Annotated in this window: 16 protein-coding genes; 12 read left to right on the top strand and 4 right to left on the bottom strand. The window is 66.1% G+C overall.

Annotation, left to right across the window (positions count from 1 at the left end; genetic code table 11):
• Positions 1-121 precede the first annotated feature (121 nt).
• The 3 genes from DL891_RS07365 (at position 122) to DL891_RS07355 (ending at position 2,522) form a co-directional block, all read left to right on the top strand.
• Positions 122-922 (top strand): thioredoxin domain-containing protein, encoded by an 801-nt coding sequence (locus DL891_RS07365; protein WP_157962431.1) that lies wholly within the window; start codon positions 122-124, stop codon positions 920-922.
• Positions 919-1,848 carry a cytochrome c biogenesis CcdA family protein gene (locus DL891_RS07360; protein ID WP_111719781.1) on the top strand — a complete coding sequence of 310 codons (930 nt, stop codon included), beginning with the start codon at positions 919-921 and terminating at the stop codon, positions 1,846-1,848. Before DL891_RS07365 ends, DL891_RS07360 begins: the two co-directional genes overlap by 4 nt.
• A gap of 65 nt (positions 1,849-1,913) precedes the next feature.
• Positions 1,914-2,522 carry a hypothetical protein gene (locus tag DL891_RS07355; RefSeq protein ID WP_232819049.1) on the top strand — a complete coding sequence of 203 codons (609 nt, stop codon included), beginning with the start codon at positions 1,914-1,916 and terminating at the stop codon, positions 2,520-2,522.
• A 164-nt stretch (positions 2,523-2,686) separates the two neighbouring features.
• Here DL891_RS07355 and DL891_RS07350 read toward each other — a convergent pair whose 3' ends face one another.
• Both DL891_RS07350 and DL891_RS07345 read right to left on the bottom strand, forming a co-directional pair.
• Entirely contained in the window at positions 2,687-4,402 is a 1,716-nt protein-coding gene (locus tag DL891_RS07350; protein ID WP_111719779.1) for an amidase, read from the bottom strand.
• Between the two features lie 10 nt (positions 4,403-4,412).
• On the bottom strand, positions 4,413-5,459 hold the full coding sequence (locus DL891_RS07345; protein WP_111719778.1) for an agmatine/peptidylarginine deiminase: 1,047 nt from the start codon (positions 5,457-5,459) through the stop codon (positions 4,413-4,415).
• A 152-nt stretch (positions 5,460-5,611) separates the two neighbouring features.
• On the opposite strand from DL891_RS07345, the gene DL891_RS07340 reads away from it, so the two are divergent.
• The 6 genes from DL891_RS07340 to DL891_RS07315 all read left to right on the top strand — a co-directional run bounded on the left by DL891_RS07340 (position 5,612) and on the right by DL891_RS07315 (position 10,759).
• Positions 5,612-6,295 carry a CoA pyrophosphatase gene (locus tag DL891_RS07340; protein ID WP_111719777.1) on the top strand — a complete coding sequence of 228 codons (684 nt, stop codon included), beginning with the start codon at positions 5,612-5,614 and terminating at the stop codon, positions 6,293-6,295.
• A gap of 107 nt (positions 6,296-6,402) precedes the next feature.
• Positions 6,403-6,771, top strand: coding sequence for a hypothetical protein (locus tag DL891_RS07335; protein WP_111719776.1), 369 nt, complete (start codon positions 6,403-6,405; stop codon positions 6,769-6,771).
• A gap of 72 nt (positions 6,772-6,843) precedes the next feature.
• Entirely contained in the window at positions 6,844-7,521 is a 678-nt protein-coding gene (locus DL891_RS07330) for a class I SAM-dependent methyltransferase (RefSeq protein WP_111719775.1), read from the top strand.
• Entirely contained in the window at positions 7,518-8,402 is an 885-nt protein-coding gene (locus tag DL891_RS07325; protein ID WP_111719774.1) for an isocitrate lyase/phosphoenolpyruvate mutase family protein, read from the top strand. Before DL891_RS07330 ends, DL891_RS07325 begins: the two co-directional genes overlap by 4 nt.
• Before the next feature lie 9 nt (positions 8,403-8,411).
• Complete coding sequence (locus DL891_RS07320) at positions 8,412-8,963, top strand: hypothetical protein (protein ID WP_111719773.1); 552 nt, start codon at positions 8,412-8,414, stop codon at positions 8,961-8,963.
• A gap of 305 nt (positions 8,964-9,268) precedes the next feature.
• A complete protein-coding gene (locus tag DL891_RS07315; RefSeq protein ID WP_111719772.1) occupies positions 9,269-10,759 on the top strand; it encodes an HNH endonuclease signature motif containing protein in 1,491 nt (496 codons plus the stop codon).
• 239 nt (positions 10,760-10,998) lie between these two features.
• Here DL891_RS07315 and DL891_RS07310 read toward each other — a convergent pair whose 3' ends face one another.
• On the bottom strand, positions 10,999-12,765 hold the full coding sequence (locus DL891_RS07310) for a DEAD/DEAH box helicase (RefSeq protein ID WP_111719771.1): 1,767 nt from the start codon (positions 12,763-12,765) through the stop codon (positions 10,999-11,001).
• Between the two features lie 71 nt (positions 12,766-12,836).
• Complete coding sequence (locus tag DL891_RS07305; protein WP_111719770.1) at positions 12,837-13,067, bottom strand: hexameric tyrosine-coordinated heme protein; 231 nt, start codon at positions 13,065-13,067, stop codon at positions 12,837-12,839.
• A 97-nt stretch (positions 13,068-13,164) separates the two neighbouring features.
• Here DL891_RS07305 and DL891_RS07300 point away from each other — a divergent pair, with 97 nt between their 5' ends.
• The 3 genes from DL891_RS07300 (at position 13,165) to cyoE (ending at position 15,376) form a co-directional block, all read left to right on the top strand.
• Positions 13,165-13,614, top strand: a complete 450-nt coding sequence (locus DL891_RS07300; protein ID WP_111719769.1) for a MarR family winged helix-turn-helix transcriptional regulator — start codon at positions 13,165-13,167, stop codon at positions 13,612-13,614.
• A 46-nt stretch (positions 13,615-13,660) separates the two neighbouring features.
• Complete coding sequence (locus DL891_RS07295; protein ID WP_111719768.1) at positions 13,661-14,251, top strand: DinB family protein; 591 nt, start codon at positions 13,661-13,663, stop codon at positions 14,249-14,251.
• A 174-nt stretch (positions 14,252-14,425) separates the two neighbouring features.
• Entirely contained in the window at positions 14,426-15,376 is a 951-nt protein-coding gene (gene cyoE / locus DL891_RS07290) for a heme o synthase (RefSeq protein ID WP_111719767.1), read from the top strand.
• Positions 15,377-15,383: the final 7 nt, after the last annotated feature.

The following is a 15,383-nucleotide window of genomic DNA, read 5'->3' as shown; positions in this document are numbered from 1 at the left end:
AGCCCGCCCGACGAAACCGAATCGGCTCCCAGCGCTCTGGCATGTACCGATCGATACCCTAGTCGGGGCCGGAAACCTATGACCGCGCCTGACAACGAGTACGACCGGAGGCGTGACAGTCGTGGCATCACCATCTGCAGGAGAACCTCGGGGCGGGTCAGCCCAGAAGAACCGAGCGGATGGGTCTCGCACCACCAGGCTCAGACTCACCTGGACTCTCGGCATCCTGCTCGCGGTCGCCCTCGGTGCGGTCGGAATCGCGGCGCAACAGCAACCCAACGCGTCGAACGAGTTTGCCCCCGGGCCGACAGGCGCGGCCGAGGGGAGCCCGCCGGCATCCGATGCCGAACAGGAACAGGGCCCGGAACTTTCGCAACTGGCCCGCCGCGACCCGGCTGACGCGGCAGCCAAGGGAGAGTTGGACGCACCCGTCGTCATCATCGAATACGCCGACTTCCGCTGCGCATACTGCGCGGTCTTCGCGAACGAGGTGCTGCCAACGGTGATGACAGAGTACGTCGATACCGGCCTGGTGCGGTTCGAGTGGCGAGACGCCCCTGTGCTCGGCAAGACCTCCCCGGACGCGGCGATCGCGGCACATGCGGCAGGCGCCCAGGGGCTGTTCTGGGAATATGCGGGCGCCCTGTATGCGACAGCGCCGACCGGCGGAACGGTCTGGGACCAGGCAGCCGTCACCGCCGTCGCAGAATCGATCCCGGGCCTGGATCTCGCGGCATTCACCCTCGCCCTGGATGACCCCGCCCATGCCCGACGAGTGGCGGCCGACCTGCAGGAGACCCAGGCGATCGGCGTGAGTGGCACACCCACGTTCATCGTTGGCAACACCCCGGTGCAGGGGGCCCAGCCGCTTGAGGTCTTCCGCGAAGTCATCGAGCAGGAATTGGTGGCAGCCCAGCAGTGATCGACATCGGCTACCTCGGGGCGCTGTTCGGAGGGGTGCTGAGCCTGCTCAGCCCGTGCTCGGTGATGCTGCTCCCGGCCTTCTTCGCCTATGCGTTCAGCAACCCGGCGACCCTGGTCGCCCGCACCGGCATCTTCTACCTCGGTCTCGTCGCCACTCTGGTGCCGTTGGGGGTGCTGGCCGGGGCGGTCGGGGCGTTCCTGATGACCAACCAGGGCCTGCTGATCACCATTGCTGCGTCACTGCTGATCGTCCTCGGCCTGGTGCAGCTACTCGGGATTCCCCTGCCAACAATCGGGCGCAGTGACCCGAAGGACACCGGAACGAACCTGACCGTCTTCGCGCTCGGCGCAGCCTACGGTGTTGCCGGCGTGTGCACCGGGCCCATCCTCGGCTCCGTACTGACAATGGCTGCCGTCGGAGGCAACCCGGTCTACGGCGGCACCCTGCTGGCGATCTACGCCGCCGGCATGACGGTGCCGCTGCTCGCACTGGCGCTCGGTTGGAAGACCTTCTCCCAGAGGCGCCGCGGGTGGATCCGCCCCCGCATGGTGCACATCGGGCGCTGGAGCAACAGTTGGCACGCCATCATCTCTGGAATGTTCTCGCTCGCCCTCGGCGTCTTTCTGGTGGTCGTGGGCGTGGATGGCCTGGGTGGCGTTCTGTCGACCAGCACCTCGTTCGCGGTCGAGTCGTGGGTGGCGGGCGTGGGCTCGCGCGTCCCGAACCTCGTGGTCGTGCTGCTCGTGGCGGGGGTCGGGGCGGTGATTGCCCTGCTGCTGGCTCTGCACCGCCGGCGCGCACGGCGCGCAGAGCAATGGGCTGATCGAGAGCAATTGGCCGTGCCCGTGCAGGTGCCGGAGCCGGCACGGCCCAGCGAGCCGGAGTATCCCGCGCGAACGGAACAACCCGCCGAGGCGGAGTAAGCGTTCGGCGCATAGCGGTGGGCGTGCTTCATGAATGCTCCCGCGGTTCTCGATAGGGTGCGAGTATGCGTAGCCACATGAATCATCGTTCCCTTCACCGCTCACTCACGGCGGCGGCGGTGCTCGCGGCCGCCGCCCTTCTGGTCGGTTGTGCAGCCGGACCCTTCAGCGGCTTGGTCGGCGATGCCGCGCCGGTTGCGGACACGCCCGTCGTTGACGCTCCGGCGGCTGAGACTCCCGCTGGCCAGGCTCCCGCTGGCGAGGCTCCCGCCGCCGAGAGCCCGGTGGACGCGGCCGACGGCGCACACACCGCCACGTTGGTGTTGGATGGCCAGTCGTTCACCTTCAGCCCGACCACCTGTATGTCAGGCGACGAGGATGTGCTGGTCTCCGGGCCGGGTGTCGACGACGGGTCACAGGAGCCGGCTTTTCTCGACATCGATTTCGTCCGGGTGGATCTGGGTTGGGATGGTGAGGTGCGTATCGACCTGGGCACGGACCAGCCGATGTCAACCACCGAGCGGTTCTACTCGATCAGGGTTGGTGGCGACGACGACCACTCGGTGGGCCAGGTCGCATTCGACGACGTCGCTGAACTGAGGGTCGACGGCATTGTTCGCGAAGGCGGCGAAGCCGAACTCGGCGAGGGCACCCTCGAGGTCACCTGCAGCTGACACCGACACCGATTCCGGATCGGGCCAGGGTGCTGTCGGCTCATCATCTACGCTGTCCGCTCATCACCTACGCTGGCCGCCGACTGAGATGGTGGATCGGGTGATTGTTCGGGCGTGCACTTCCCAGGCTCACATCGTTGTGGTGCCTGGCACTGAGCGCACGGCTACGGGGTGCGCGGCGGGGGAGTGCGGCGGCTGCCGGTCGCCTCGAAGGCCGCGGCGATTGTCAAAAGGGCCGTGTCGTCGTAGGCGCGCCCGGCGAAGGTGAGTCCGACGGGCATGTGGATGTCGGCCATCGTGCCCATCGGCACCGTCACCGTCGGTATTCCCAGGTGTCGCACCGCGAGGTTTCCGTTGGCCACCCAGACTCCGTTGCGCCAACCGAGATCGGCGGATGCCTCGTTCACATCCATGTCGGCCGGGCCGACATCGGCGACCGCCGGGAACAGCACGGCGTCGAGTGCGAGCTCATCCATCCACTCCTCCAGGTCGAGGCGGCGCGTGGTCTCCAGCGCTGCCAGCCCCTCGGCGAGGTGCGGAATCTCGGTGAAATGCTCGACCGGGTGCTCGCGCACGTGCCGCGGGTATTCGGCGATGTCGTCGTCGAACCCCACGTAGCGGTCGGGCAGCGCTCCCTCCGGCTGCGGAAAGATCTGTGCCCCGTCGATGTCGACCAGGCGGTTCAGCTCCGGGTCACCGTTCGCGCGGAGAAAATCGTCCCAGGCCCAAGCCGACAGGTCGACGATCTCGCGGTGCAGGTACTCGGGGCTCACCAGTCCCCGGGTGCCGATTGTCGGGGCGCCGGGGCGGTCGCCCTCATAGTTCGAGACCACCGGGAAGTCGACCGGCACCACCTCCGCGCCGGCAGCCTCCAGGTCGCGGCGCGCCTTCTCCCAGAGCGCCATGATCGAAGGCCTGGTCTGGATCGCCTGCCCGGTCGGCCCGCCGATTCCCGGCCGTTCAGCGGTGCCCGCCTCGGGGTCGGCGTTAATGTACATGCGCGGCACTCCGAGGCGCAGCCCTGCGAGAGTCTTCCCGGCCGCGGCGGCATCGGCTGGTCGCAGTGCCGGGTAGCTGGGGGGCCGCACGGAGGAGGCCGCAGGCAGGGTGACCCACGGTTGGGCGCGCCAGAAGTCCCCGCGGCTGTTGGGGTCGTCGGCGACCACCACATCGAGCACCTCCAGCAGGTCGGCCATGGTGCGCGCGTGCGGCACCACCACGTCCATCGTGGGTACGAGCGGCCAGTTTCCGCGCACTGAGATCACACCCCGCGACGGGGTGTAGGCGCAGAGGGCGTTGTTGGATGCGGGGGCCCGTCCACTCGACCAGGTCTCCTCGCCCAGACCGAACGCGGCGAAGCTCGCCGCGGTCGCCGTGCCGGAGCCGTTCGACGAGCCGGATGCGAACGCCGAGGTCAGAAAGTCGGCGTTGTACGGGCTCTCTGCCCGGCCGTAGACCCCGCGCTGCATGCCCCCGTTCGCCATCGGCGGCATATTGGTGAGCCCGATCAGCACCGCGCCGGCCGCCCGCAGCCGCTCGATCGTGAACGCGTCCCGCTGGGCGACGAGGGCGGCGAAGGCCGGTGACCCGGCCGCTGCGGTCAGCCCGGTCGCCAGGTAGCTGTCCTTGGCGGTGTAGGGGATTCCGTCGAGCGGGCCGAGCACGTGGCCGTTGGACCGCCGGGCATCGGAGGCGCGGGCGTCGGCCAGTGCATCGGGGTTCAACACGATCACCGAGTTCAAGCGGATGCCGGCGCTGTCGAAGCGTTCGATCCGCTCGAGGTAGGCGCGAGTCACCCCTTCGCTACTGGCCCGGCCGTCAGCGAACGCCGCGCGCAGGTCGGCGATCGGTGCCTCGACCACATCGAATGTGCCCGTCATGCCCTCTGCCTCAACTGACTGGGGCCGCGGGCACGGCCGGCTGTTGCTGGGTGATGCAGTGCACGCCGCCGCCGCGGTCGAAGATCGGCCGTGAGTCCACGGTGACCACCCGCCGACCCGGGTAGGCCTCGGCGAGAATCTCCCTGGCCGTTGCGTCTGCCTGCTCCTCACCGAAGCCGCACGCGATCACTCCGTCGTTCACCACGAGGTGGTTCACGTAGCTCCAGTCGACGAAGCCCTCGGAATCTCTCAGCGTGACCGGTGCAGGCAGGTCGATGATCTCCCAGGTGCGGCCGGCGGCATCCGTCGCCTGTTCAAGATGTGATCGCAACTCGCGGCTGACCTCGAAGTCGGGGTGTGCCTCATCGGACTGCAGGTGCAGCAACACGCGGCCGGGCGAGGGAATTGTGGCGATGATGTCGACGTGGCCGCGGGTGCCGAACTCGTCATAGTCACGGGTGAGGCCGCGCGGCAGCCAGATCGCGTGTTTCGAGCCGATCGTGCGGGCCAGTTCTGCCTCGACGCCGGCCTTGTCGGCGAGCGGGTTTCGGCCCGGATCGAGTTGCACGGTCTCGGTCAGCAGCACGGTTCCCTCGCCGTCGACGTGGATGCCGCCGCCCTCGTTGACCAGCATGGAGCTGACCAGTTCGGCACCGACGTGGTCTGCGATGAAGCGCGCGATCTGGGCGGACAACTCCCACTCGGCCCAGGCAGGCGCACCCCAGCCATTGAAGATCCAATCGACCGCGCCCAGCACCCCGGGGCGGTCGTCGTCGAGAACGAAGGTGGGGCCGAAGTCACGCATCCAGAATTCGTCAAGGGGCGCCTCGAGAATCTCGATCTCACTGCCGAGCATGCGACGGGCCCGGATCATCTCGCTGGGGTCTACCACCATCGTGACCGGCTCGAACTCGGCTGTGGCGTGTGCGACGGCTGTCCAGGCCGCGTAGCCCTCCTCGGCCTCGGCGGCATCCTCGCCGAGGGTGAGCCCGGCGCGCGGAAAGGCCATCCATGTTCGTTCGTGGGGGGCGGTCTCTGTGGGCATCAACCAGGCCATTGGTTCCTCCGGGATCGGGTCGGCTCAATCAGTCTTCGGCACCTCTGATCGTATGGTCTATTCGAAGGCTCACGGTACCTGGGGCAGGCCGGCGTTGTCACGGGCCTCCGGCCACGCCGTTGGCAGTTGATCGGATTCCGTAGGCTGGGTCCATGCCTGCCTCCGACCCCCGCGCCGAACTGGCGGCGCTGTGCGCTCGCGGGCTCGACTGGCATCCCGACCTTTCGCGCGTGCAACTGGATGTCGATACGGCGCGGCGGGCCGCGGTGCTCGTGTTGTTCGGGGTGCTTGACTCGGTGCCGGCCAAGCTGCCCGCCAGCGTTCCCGGGATGGTGGCGCGCGACCTGGATGTGCTCCTTCTCCGTCGGGCATCCACCCTCGGAAACCACCCGGGGCAGATCGCCTTCCCCGGCGGCCGACTCGATGCCACGGACTCGGGACCCATCGAGGCGGCGGTGCGCGAAGCGGTCGAAGAGACCGGCCTCGAACCGAGCGGTCTCGAGCCATTGGGAGTGTTGCCGACGTTTGCGATCCCGGTGAGCAACCACGTGGTCACACCCGTGTTGTGCTGGTGGAGGCATCCGTCGCGAGTCGCAGCCGTCGACCATGCCGAAACCGTGGACGTTTTTCGCGCACCGGTGGCCGATCTGCTCGATCCCGGCAACCGGGCGAGTACCAGCCACGTGATCGGTGACCGCACGGTGACCGCACCCGCCTTCACCACCGAGGGCAGGCTCATCTGGGGGTTCACCGCGATCGTGCTCTCCCGAGTGTTCGACGAATTGGACTGGGCGGTGCCCTGGGACAGCGACCGAATCGTGCATCCTGAGAGGTGATGGCGCGGACCCCACGCACGTGGGGTCTGAGCACGATGGGCATCGACGGGCCGGTTGTGGGCGCGCGGGGTCTGGCGGGGCTCGACGATGCCGATTAGCCTTTGGGTATGGGCAAGAAAATCGATTTCGATGCGCTCGCGGGCCGCATCTCCGAGTACGGGTTCGCCTATCTGATCACGGTGGGTGACGATGATCGGATTCACACCTCTCCGGTGAATCCCACGGTCACGGCTCCTCACCTCGCGGTGAACACGCCAAGCGCACGCGTTCGAGCCAATACGAGCAGCCGCCCCCAGGTCTCATTGGTGTGGCCGCCGACCACAAGCGACGGCTACTCCCTCATCGTCGACGGTGAGGCCCGGGTCGTTGCCGACTCCCTGACGGTCACCCCGACCCGTGCGATCCTGCACCGTCCCGCACCCCGGCCAGATCCGGGGGCGGACGACACCTGCGGTTCGGACTGTATCGAGCTGTGACGACCGACCGCTGAAAAGGTTCGAGGTGCGCGAGCCTGCCCGAGTAGGCTCTCCGGCGTTAGGCTCCGAAGTATGAACGTCAGCGGCACGAGTGAAACTGCCGAGGAGTATCGTCCGTCCAGATTCGGGCGGGCCTTTTATCGGGTTGGTCCCGAAATGGACAGGCGCGGAGCTATCCAGCACCGGGTCAGGATGCTGTCGGAGCTCACCGGAAATGTGGTCGAGATCGGGGCGGGTTATGGCGCCACATTCTGGCTGTACCCCCCGCTCGTCACCGAGGTGCTTGCGCTGGAGCCCGACGCGTTCCTGCGCCGGCACGCCCGTCACGCCGCAGAGCACTCCGGCCTCAACGTGCGGGTGGTTCCCGACATGGCCGAGAGCATTCCCTGTGATGACGCGAGCATGGATGCCGTCGTGTCGAGCCTTGTGCTGTGCAGCGTCGAGAGACAGGAGACGGTCCTCGCCGAAATCGGTCGCGTTCTGAAACCGGGCGGTGTGCTGGTGTTCTACGAGCACGTGAGGTCACGCAGCCGGATGGTCGCTGGTCTTCAAGACCTGGCCACGCCGCTGTGGCGGCGTGCGGCGGGAGGATGCCGTCCCAACCGTGACACCGTGCGGGCGATCACCCAGGCCGGGTTCACAATGGACTCGGTCGAACGGTTCGGGTTTCGGGTGAATGCCTTTGCCCCTCCGGTGGCCCACGTGATCGGGTGCGCACGGAGGGTTGGCGCGGAAGTGGCTGGCGCATGACGTCGCCCGACCTCGCGACCTCGTTTCTCGCCCTTCATCACGGCGCCGGGCCGCTACTGATCCCGAACCCGTGGAATGTGGGGAGTGCCCGCCTGTTCGCTTCGCTGGGATTTCGGGCGCTGGCGACGACCAGCAGCGGGTTTGCGTGGACGCTCGGCCGCTGGGATGGTGAGGTGACCAGGGAGGAGGCCTTGGAACACTGCGGCCAGATCGTACGAGCCACCCCACTGCCGGTGAGCGCCGACCTGGAACACGGATTCGGAGACAGTCCGGAATCAGTTTCCGAGACTTACGAGCTTGCGTGCCGGGCGGGGCTTGCCGGTGCCTCGATCGAAGATTCCACCGGCGACCCGGAGACGCCGATCCGTGAGAAAGAGGCTGCGGCCGAGCGAGTGCGTGCGGCAGCCCAGGCTTGCCACCGGGGTCCAGCGAAGCTGGTGTTGACCGGCCGTGCAGAGAACTTCCTGCACGGTCGCCGTGACCTCGCCGATACCATTGAACGCCTGCAGGCATACCAGGAAGCGGGAGCCGACGTGTTGTATGCGCCGGGGGTGACACAGTTGAAGGACATCCGCTCCATCGTGACGTCGGTAGACCGCCCGGTCAATGTGCTCGCCATGGCCGACACTCCTCCTGTGGCCGCGTTGGCAGATGCGGGCGTGGCCCGAATCTCAGTGGGCGGTGCGTTTGCGTTCGCCGCCGTCGACGCGGTGCAGGCGGCGGCGAAGGAGTTCTTGGAACAGGGCAGCTACGGCTACACGGCCCGAGCACGGTCGGGCAGGGCCGCAGCGATCGCGTCCGCCGAGGGGAACACCGCCGCCGAAGCGAACAACGCGGCCGAAGCGGACAACGCGGCGCCCGAAGCTCGTCCGGTCGACTAGATTCGGTGCATGACGAAAGCACAGGGTGTCGGCCCGTACGAGAAGGTGACGCAGCGCGGGTGGCCGGAATGGGTCGCGCTCATCGACGGGATGGGCGGGAGAGACCTTCCGCACCCCGATATCGTGCCCCTGGTGCAGAAGGAGATCGCGCACCTGGATCTGAAGAACCACGGTTGGTGGGCGCAGGGGATCACAATCGCATACGAACAACACATCGGCCGACGCATCCCGGGGCAGCAGGGAGACGGCACCTTCGCATCGAGCGCCAGCAAGACCGTGCCGGGCACCATGGATGAGGCGCTCGCCGCCTGGGAAGAACTGGTCGACCGCCGCACGGAGTTCAACGGGTTGGAGATCACGGAGCAGCCCACCACCTCGGCCACTGCGAAGTGGCGCTATTGGCGCTGTGGGCTGGAGGATGATTCCCGGATCAACGTCACAGTCAACGAGTCGGCCCCGGGCAAATGTCGGGTTGCGGTGCAGCACGCAAGGCTGCTCTCACCCGAGGCCGCGGCCGAGTGCAAGGCGTACTGGAAGGACCAGCTCGCTCTTCTGGATTGATCGTGGGATTTGCCTGAAGTGACGTTGGGCCTCGAGCGTCGCCTGCGCGGTGTTGGGTGAAGAAATTAATGGGCGGCGCGGCAAGGCTCGTAAACGCAACCCTCCTATTCTGGGGTCGAGGGTGATAATCATCCGGGATCGGGCTGCGTCTGGCTTGCGTCTGGCCTGCGTATGCAGGGTGGAATCCGCCGAACTTCTCAAGACTTCTCCTCCACAGGCAGGTCGGTCAATATTTATCCACGAAACTTACTCTGAACAGGGGTTTTGATGAGTTGAGTGTCGGTCGCTGGTGCTTGAATTGAAGCATGAACAACCCGGCGCCGCAGCTCGACACGATCAGCGAACAGCTGGCCGCGCTCACCGCCGATGACCCGTTCACCGGCCTGTCCGGTGACGAATTGCTTGGGTTCACCGGGGCGATCGAGCGAGCCGGTCGGCGCCTGGACGCCCTGCGCGTGATGGCCGCGGCCGAGATCGGCCACCTGTCCCGCAGTGAACTCGGCCAAGACGGGCTCTCAGCGCAGAAGGGCTGCCGCAACGGCGCCGACCTGGTCGAGCGAGTCACCCTGGTGTCTGGGCGCACCGCCCGCGACCGTATCTCCTTGGGTGAACAGCTTCGGCCCCGCCGGTCGCTGACCGGGGAGCTCTTGCCCGCCCGGTTCCCGGCCGTCACCGAGACTTTCACTGCCGGCGCGCTCGGCATCGATGCGGCGCAGGCGATTGTGACCGGTTTGTTGCCGGCGTTGCCGGTCGCCGGCGTTACCGGGATCCTGGGTGCCGAGCTGGAACTGGTGGGTGCGGCGACCGGGACCGGTCCGGCCGGCCCGGTCCCTGAGGGTGCCGATGAGATTCGCCGGCAGGCGAAGGTGTGGCAAACGATCCTCGACCAGGACGGTGCCCGGCCGCTCGAGGAGCGGGCCCTCCGCCGGCGCGGGTTCAGCGGTGGCACCGCCCAGGACGGGTTGATCGTGGGCCGGTATGCGTTCATGCCCGACGTGTACGCGAAGCTGGAGCGGGTCTTCGACGCCTATATCTTCACCCGCAGCGCACCGTCGTTCTACTCCGATGAAGAACTCGACGCGCACCACAGGGAGAAAGATCCCCGTAGTTGGACCCAGCAACGCCACGACGTGTTCGCCGCGATCGTCGACCTGATCAGCCGCAGCAGCGACGTGCCCACCATCGGCGGTGCCCCGCCGACCGTGCTGGTCAGCGTGCGGGCGGAAGACCTCGAAGCCGGTAGGGGTGCGGGCCATATTGACGGCATCGACATCCCGGTCTCGCTGGGCACGGTCAGACAGTACGCCTGTACCGGCGGCACCCAATTGGTCGTGATCGGTGAGAACGGGGCGATCAACGCGCTCGGCACCGAGCAAAGACTGTTCAACCGGCAACAACGCCGGGCGATCAACCTGCGCGATGGCGGCTGCATCATCCCGGGCTGCACGATCCCGGCGTATTGGACCGAGATCCACCACGTCATCCCCGACGCCGTCGGCGGCCCGACGCACACGAACAACGGAGTTTCTCTCTGTTGGTATCACCACCGCACGATCGAGACGTCCGGCTGGATGGTCCGCATGATTGCCGGGGCACCCCAGGTGAAGGCCCCACCCTGGCTGGAGACGAACGCAATCTGGCGGCCCGCAAGCAAAGCGCCCACCCACCTCAACCGCACCCTCGTGAAACGCACAGCCCAGTCAAAGGCGAAACCCGCTTCCCATCCGGCGACATCACCAAGCCCACCCCCAGCTCAGCAACCCGAACCGCGAACGCCTGGAGAACCACCCCCGTGACCACCCGCGAGGAAAGGCGAACAGGGAATATCCCTCGCCTATACGCGCCTCGTCTCACCACGACGACGGGCCGACCCACCTGCCAAAAGGGGTGTGCCTGTGCTGGTAGCACGACCGAACAATCGGTGCTTCCGGTGACACCGTCTTGGAAGCCATGCTGCACTGCTGAAGGTGACTGTTGCTGGCTGCCCCTGCGCAGGTAGTGCAGACTGCGCAGACGTCAGCGGTGCCGCCTGGGGCTAGTCGTGACGAGGTTTGCGCGGCGGACGCTCTTTGCCGTAGGCGGGGCTCGATGACGATCCACCGCGGTCGGGACGCAGCTCGATCAGCTTGCCGCTGATGCGGGTGTTCTCAAGCTTCTTGAAGACCTCGGAAGACAGGTTTGCCGGCAGGTCGACCAGGGAGAAGTCCGGGCGGATCTGGATGGCACCGAAGTCTTCACGGCTCAATCCGCCCTCATTGGCCAGCGCTCCGACGATCTGCCTCGGCTCGACCTTCTGGCGCTTGCCCACCGCGATACGGTACGTGGCGAGGCCCGCATTGCTGCGGCTGCCCTGCCGGTCGCCCCGATCGCGCCGGCCGGGTCGCTCCTCGCGCTCCCAGCGGCCGGAACGCTCTTCGCGGTCTGGTCGGCCGGGCCGCTCCTCGCGATCGAATCTTTGTTTCCGTTCGGCCTCGGGAGACAGCAGCAGGGGAGTGTCGCCCTGAGCCACCACGGCGAGGGCTGCGGCCACATCTTCCTCGGGCACATCGTGGTGCTTGATGTAATGGCCGACGATGTCGCGGAACTGGCTGATCAGCTCGACCTGGCCGAGCGCCTCGGTGATCGCGTCGTCGAAGCGTGCCAGGCGCGTGATGTTCACTTCATCGACGCTTGGCAGCTGCATCTGCGTGAGCGGCTGCCTGGTAGCCTTCTCGATCGCGGTCAGCAGGCGGCGTTCGCGCGGCGTGACGAAGCTGATCGCGTCACCCGAGCGGCCCGCCCGCCCGGTGCGACCGATGCGGTGCACGTACGATTCGGTGTCGATCGGAATATCGAAGTTCACCACGTGGCTGATGCGCTCCACATCGAGTCCGCGGGCTGCGACATCGGTCGCCACCAAGATGTCGAGTTTGCCCGATTTCAGTTGGTTCACGGTGCGCTCCCGCTGCGCCTGAACCACATCACCGTTGATCGCGGCCGCTGAATAGCCGCGCGCGCGCAACTTCTCTGCGAGCGTCTCGGTCTCGTTCTTGGTGCGAGTGAACACGATCATCGCCTCGAAGTTCTCCACCTCGAGGATTCGGGTCAGCGCGTCGACCTTCTGCGGATAGGAGACCATCAGGTAGCGCTGGGTGGTGTTCGCCGAGGTGGTGGTCTTGCTCTTGACCGAGATCTCCTCGGGGTTGCGCAGGTACCGCCCGGAGATGCGTCGGATCTGCGCAGGCATGGTGGCCGAGAACAGGGCCACCTGCTTGTCTTCTGGGGTGTCGGCGAGAATTGTCTCAACGTCTTCGGCGAAACCCATCTTGAGCATCTCGTCGGCCTCGTCGAGAACCAGGTACTTCAGCTGGGAGAGGTCGAGGGTGCCTTTGTCGAGGTGGTCCATGATGCGCCCGGGGGTGCCGACGACCACGTGCACGCCGCGTCGCAGCGCCGACAACTGTACGCCGTAGCCCTGCCCGCCGTAGACAGGAAGCACGCTGACGCCCTTCAAGTGGGAGGCGTAACTCTCGAATGCCTCACAGACCTGCAGTGCGAGTTCGCGAGTGGGCGCCAGCACCAGCGCCTGGGGCGTCTTCTGGGTGACATCCAGCCGTGACAGGATCGGGGTGGCGAACGCGGCAGTCTTGCCGGTTCCGGTCTGGGCGAGGCCGACCACGTCGCGGCCCGCCATCAGTGCGGGGATGGTCGCGGACTGGATGGCCGACGGCGTCTCGTAGCCGACCTCCTTCAACGCTTTGAGCACGGGTTCGGAGAGCCCGAGCTCGCTGAAGGATGTGACGGGGGCTTCGGTTGAGGTCATCTACCAAAGGTAGCGGTTCCGGGTGGGATGGAACCCAAGTTTCTCCGAAGCGAAGCCCGCGCCAATGCGGCCTAGCTGCGCCAGTAGTTGTTGGCGGCCGCGACAGTCTGGAAGTTGATCGCGATCACCTGGGATGCGGCGGTCAGACTGTCGGCGTTCTCCGCGTATTCCGGGCGAAGCCGATCACGCACTTCGGCAGACGGTTGGGTCACCTTCACGCCGATGCGCGACATCTTGACGGCGAGGTTGAAGCCGTCTTCGGGGGTTTCGGTCTGCAGGGTGGGTAACCAGGTGTCGGCCATGATCTTCTCCTTGAACGGGGTGATGTGGATATAATTGGATCGTACACAACTTGGTTGTACACAATCAACTGCACGAATCGAAATGGGTGGGAAGCGGATGACGCCAGAAAGCACCCACGCACGCCTGGCCGACCAACTCTGTTTCGCGCTCTATGCGGCGTCCAAAGCCGTGGCGGGCGCTTACCGTCCCCGCCTCAAAGCGCTCGGTCTCACCTACCCGCAATACCTCGTGATGCTCGTGCTGTGGCAGAGCGACGGCCTGACTGTTGCCGAACTGGGGGCGATGCTTGGTCTCGATTCCGGAACCCTGTCGCCCTTGCTCAAACGACTGGACGCATCTGGTCTGGTTCGACGCGAGCGCACCGACCGCGACGAGCGGGTGGTGCGGGTCTACCTGACCCCGAAAGGTGCCGGGCTCGAGGAGCACGCTGCTTCGGTGCGTCGCGAGGTGGAGTCGGGGGCGGGTTTGACCGACGACGGGTTTGCGCAATTGCGGCTGACGCTTCACGAGTTGACCGCGACAGTGAACGGATGCGTACCGGGCTGAATCCCGCCACTTGCACCGACGTGTCAGCGGTGGAACGCTGGAGGTCATGGCTGACGACGATTCGAAAGAAGTGCTGCATCGCTACCTTCGAGCCGGGCGGGAGGCGGTGATCTGGAAGCTCGACGGCTTGGGCGAATACGACCTTCGGCGCCCTCTGGTGCCGAGCGGAACGAATCTACTCGGCTTGGTCAAGCACCTCGCCGCCACAGAGGCCGGCTATTTCGGGGACACATTCGGCCGACCGCTTCGTGACCCGCCGGCGTGGTTCGACGACGACGACGAGCCGAACGTTGACATGTGGGCCACCCGGGACCAACCCCGGGAACAGATCGTCGAACTCTATCGCCGAGTGATCGACCATGCCGACGCCACGATCGACACGTTGCCGCTGGATGCCGTCGGTCTGGTTCTGTGGTGGCCGGCCAATCGTCAGGAGACCACACTGCAACACATTCTCGTGCACATGATTGCCGAGACACACCGTCACGCGGGCCATGCCGACCTGGTGCGGGAGCTGATTGACGGCACCGTCGGGTTGCGAAAAGACAATGACAACATGGCCGATGGGGACACCGCCTGGTGGGCGGACTACCGGCAACGGCTGCAGAAAACGGCGCAGTCGTTCGATCCGCACTGACGCGGCACGGACGCGCGGCCTGCGCACAGGAACCCCCAACCCCCATGAGCTAAAATTATTGTGGCGTTACTGTGGTTTCGGTGCGTCACCTCAGTGTGCTCTCGGTCCGGACTTTTCCCGGCGCGGGACAGCTATGCTGAACCCTGGCCGCACTTCGACTGGAGTTTCTCTCGTATGACCTCGCGTGAATCGTATGCCTTTCAAACGGGGGCGGACGGTACGGATTCAGCCATCGCCGCTCGGGCGAGTGGCCACGGTATTCGTGACACAGTCACGCGGTACTATTCGCTGACGAAGCCCGGAGTGCTGTACGGAAACGTGCTCACCGCAGCCGCCGGCTTTCTGCTCGCCAGTCGCGGTGCAGTGAATCTGTGGTTGTTTGTGGCCCTGATAGTCGGCACCTCCATGGTGATCGCCTCCGCCACAGTGTTGAACAACGTGCTCGACCGTGACATCGACACCGTCATGGAGCGCACCAAGAAGCGTGCGACGGTGACCGGCAGCATCGGAGCCCGCAACGCGACGATCTTCTCGATCCTGCTGGGCGTCATCGGCATTGCAATCCTGATCGTCTGGACGAACTGGTTGGTCGTCGCGGTTGGCGTGGGCGGATTCCTGGTCTACGTGGTGCTGTACGGCATGTGGTCGAAGCGCATGTCGATCCACGGAACCCTCGTCGGCAGTGTTTCGGGTGCCGCACCCATCCTCGCCGGGTACGTCGCGGTGACCGGGGCCGTCGATATCAGCGCCGTGCTCGTGTTCCTCATGCTGTTCTTCTGGCAGATGCCAGAGTTCTATTCCATCGCGATCTACCGCCATGACGAGTACGCCGAGGCGGGTATCCCGGTGATCTCGGTCACACGCGGAATCGAGTACACGAAGGTGCAGATTCTGCTCTACACCGTCGCATTCGTCGTGAGCACCATGTTGCTGCCGGTCTTCGGCCACGTCGGCATCGTCTATGCCGTGGTGATGGGTGCCCTCGGCGTGTACTGGATCTGGCTCGGCGTGAAGGGACTGCGTGCGGCCGACAGCGCGGCGTGGGCGAGAAAGATGTTCGGGTTCTCCCTGGTCATGATTCTCGCCCTGTGCCTGATGCTGTCGATCGGGCCGATCCTTCCCTGAGTCGTCC

This window comes from Homoserinimonas sp. OAct 916 (assembly GCF_003260275.1).
In the GTDB taxonomy this organism is placed as follows: Bacteria; Actinomycetota; Actinomycetes; order Actinomycetales; family Microbacteriaceae; genus OACT-916.
This window is presented reverse-complemented; position numbering and strand designations above follow the sequence as displayed.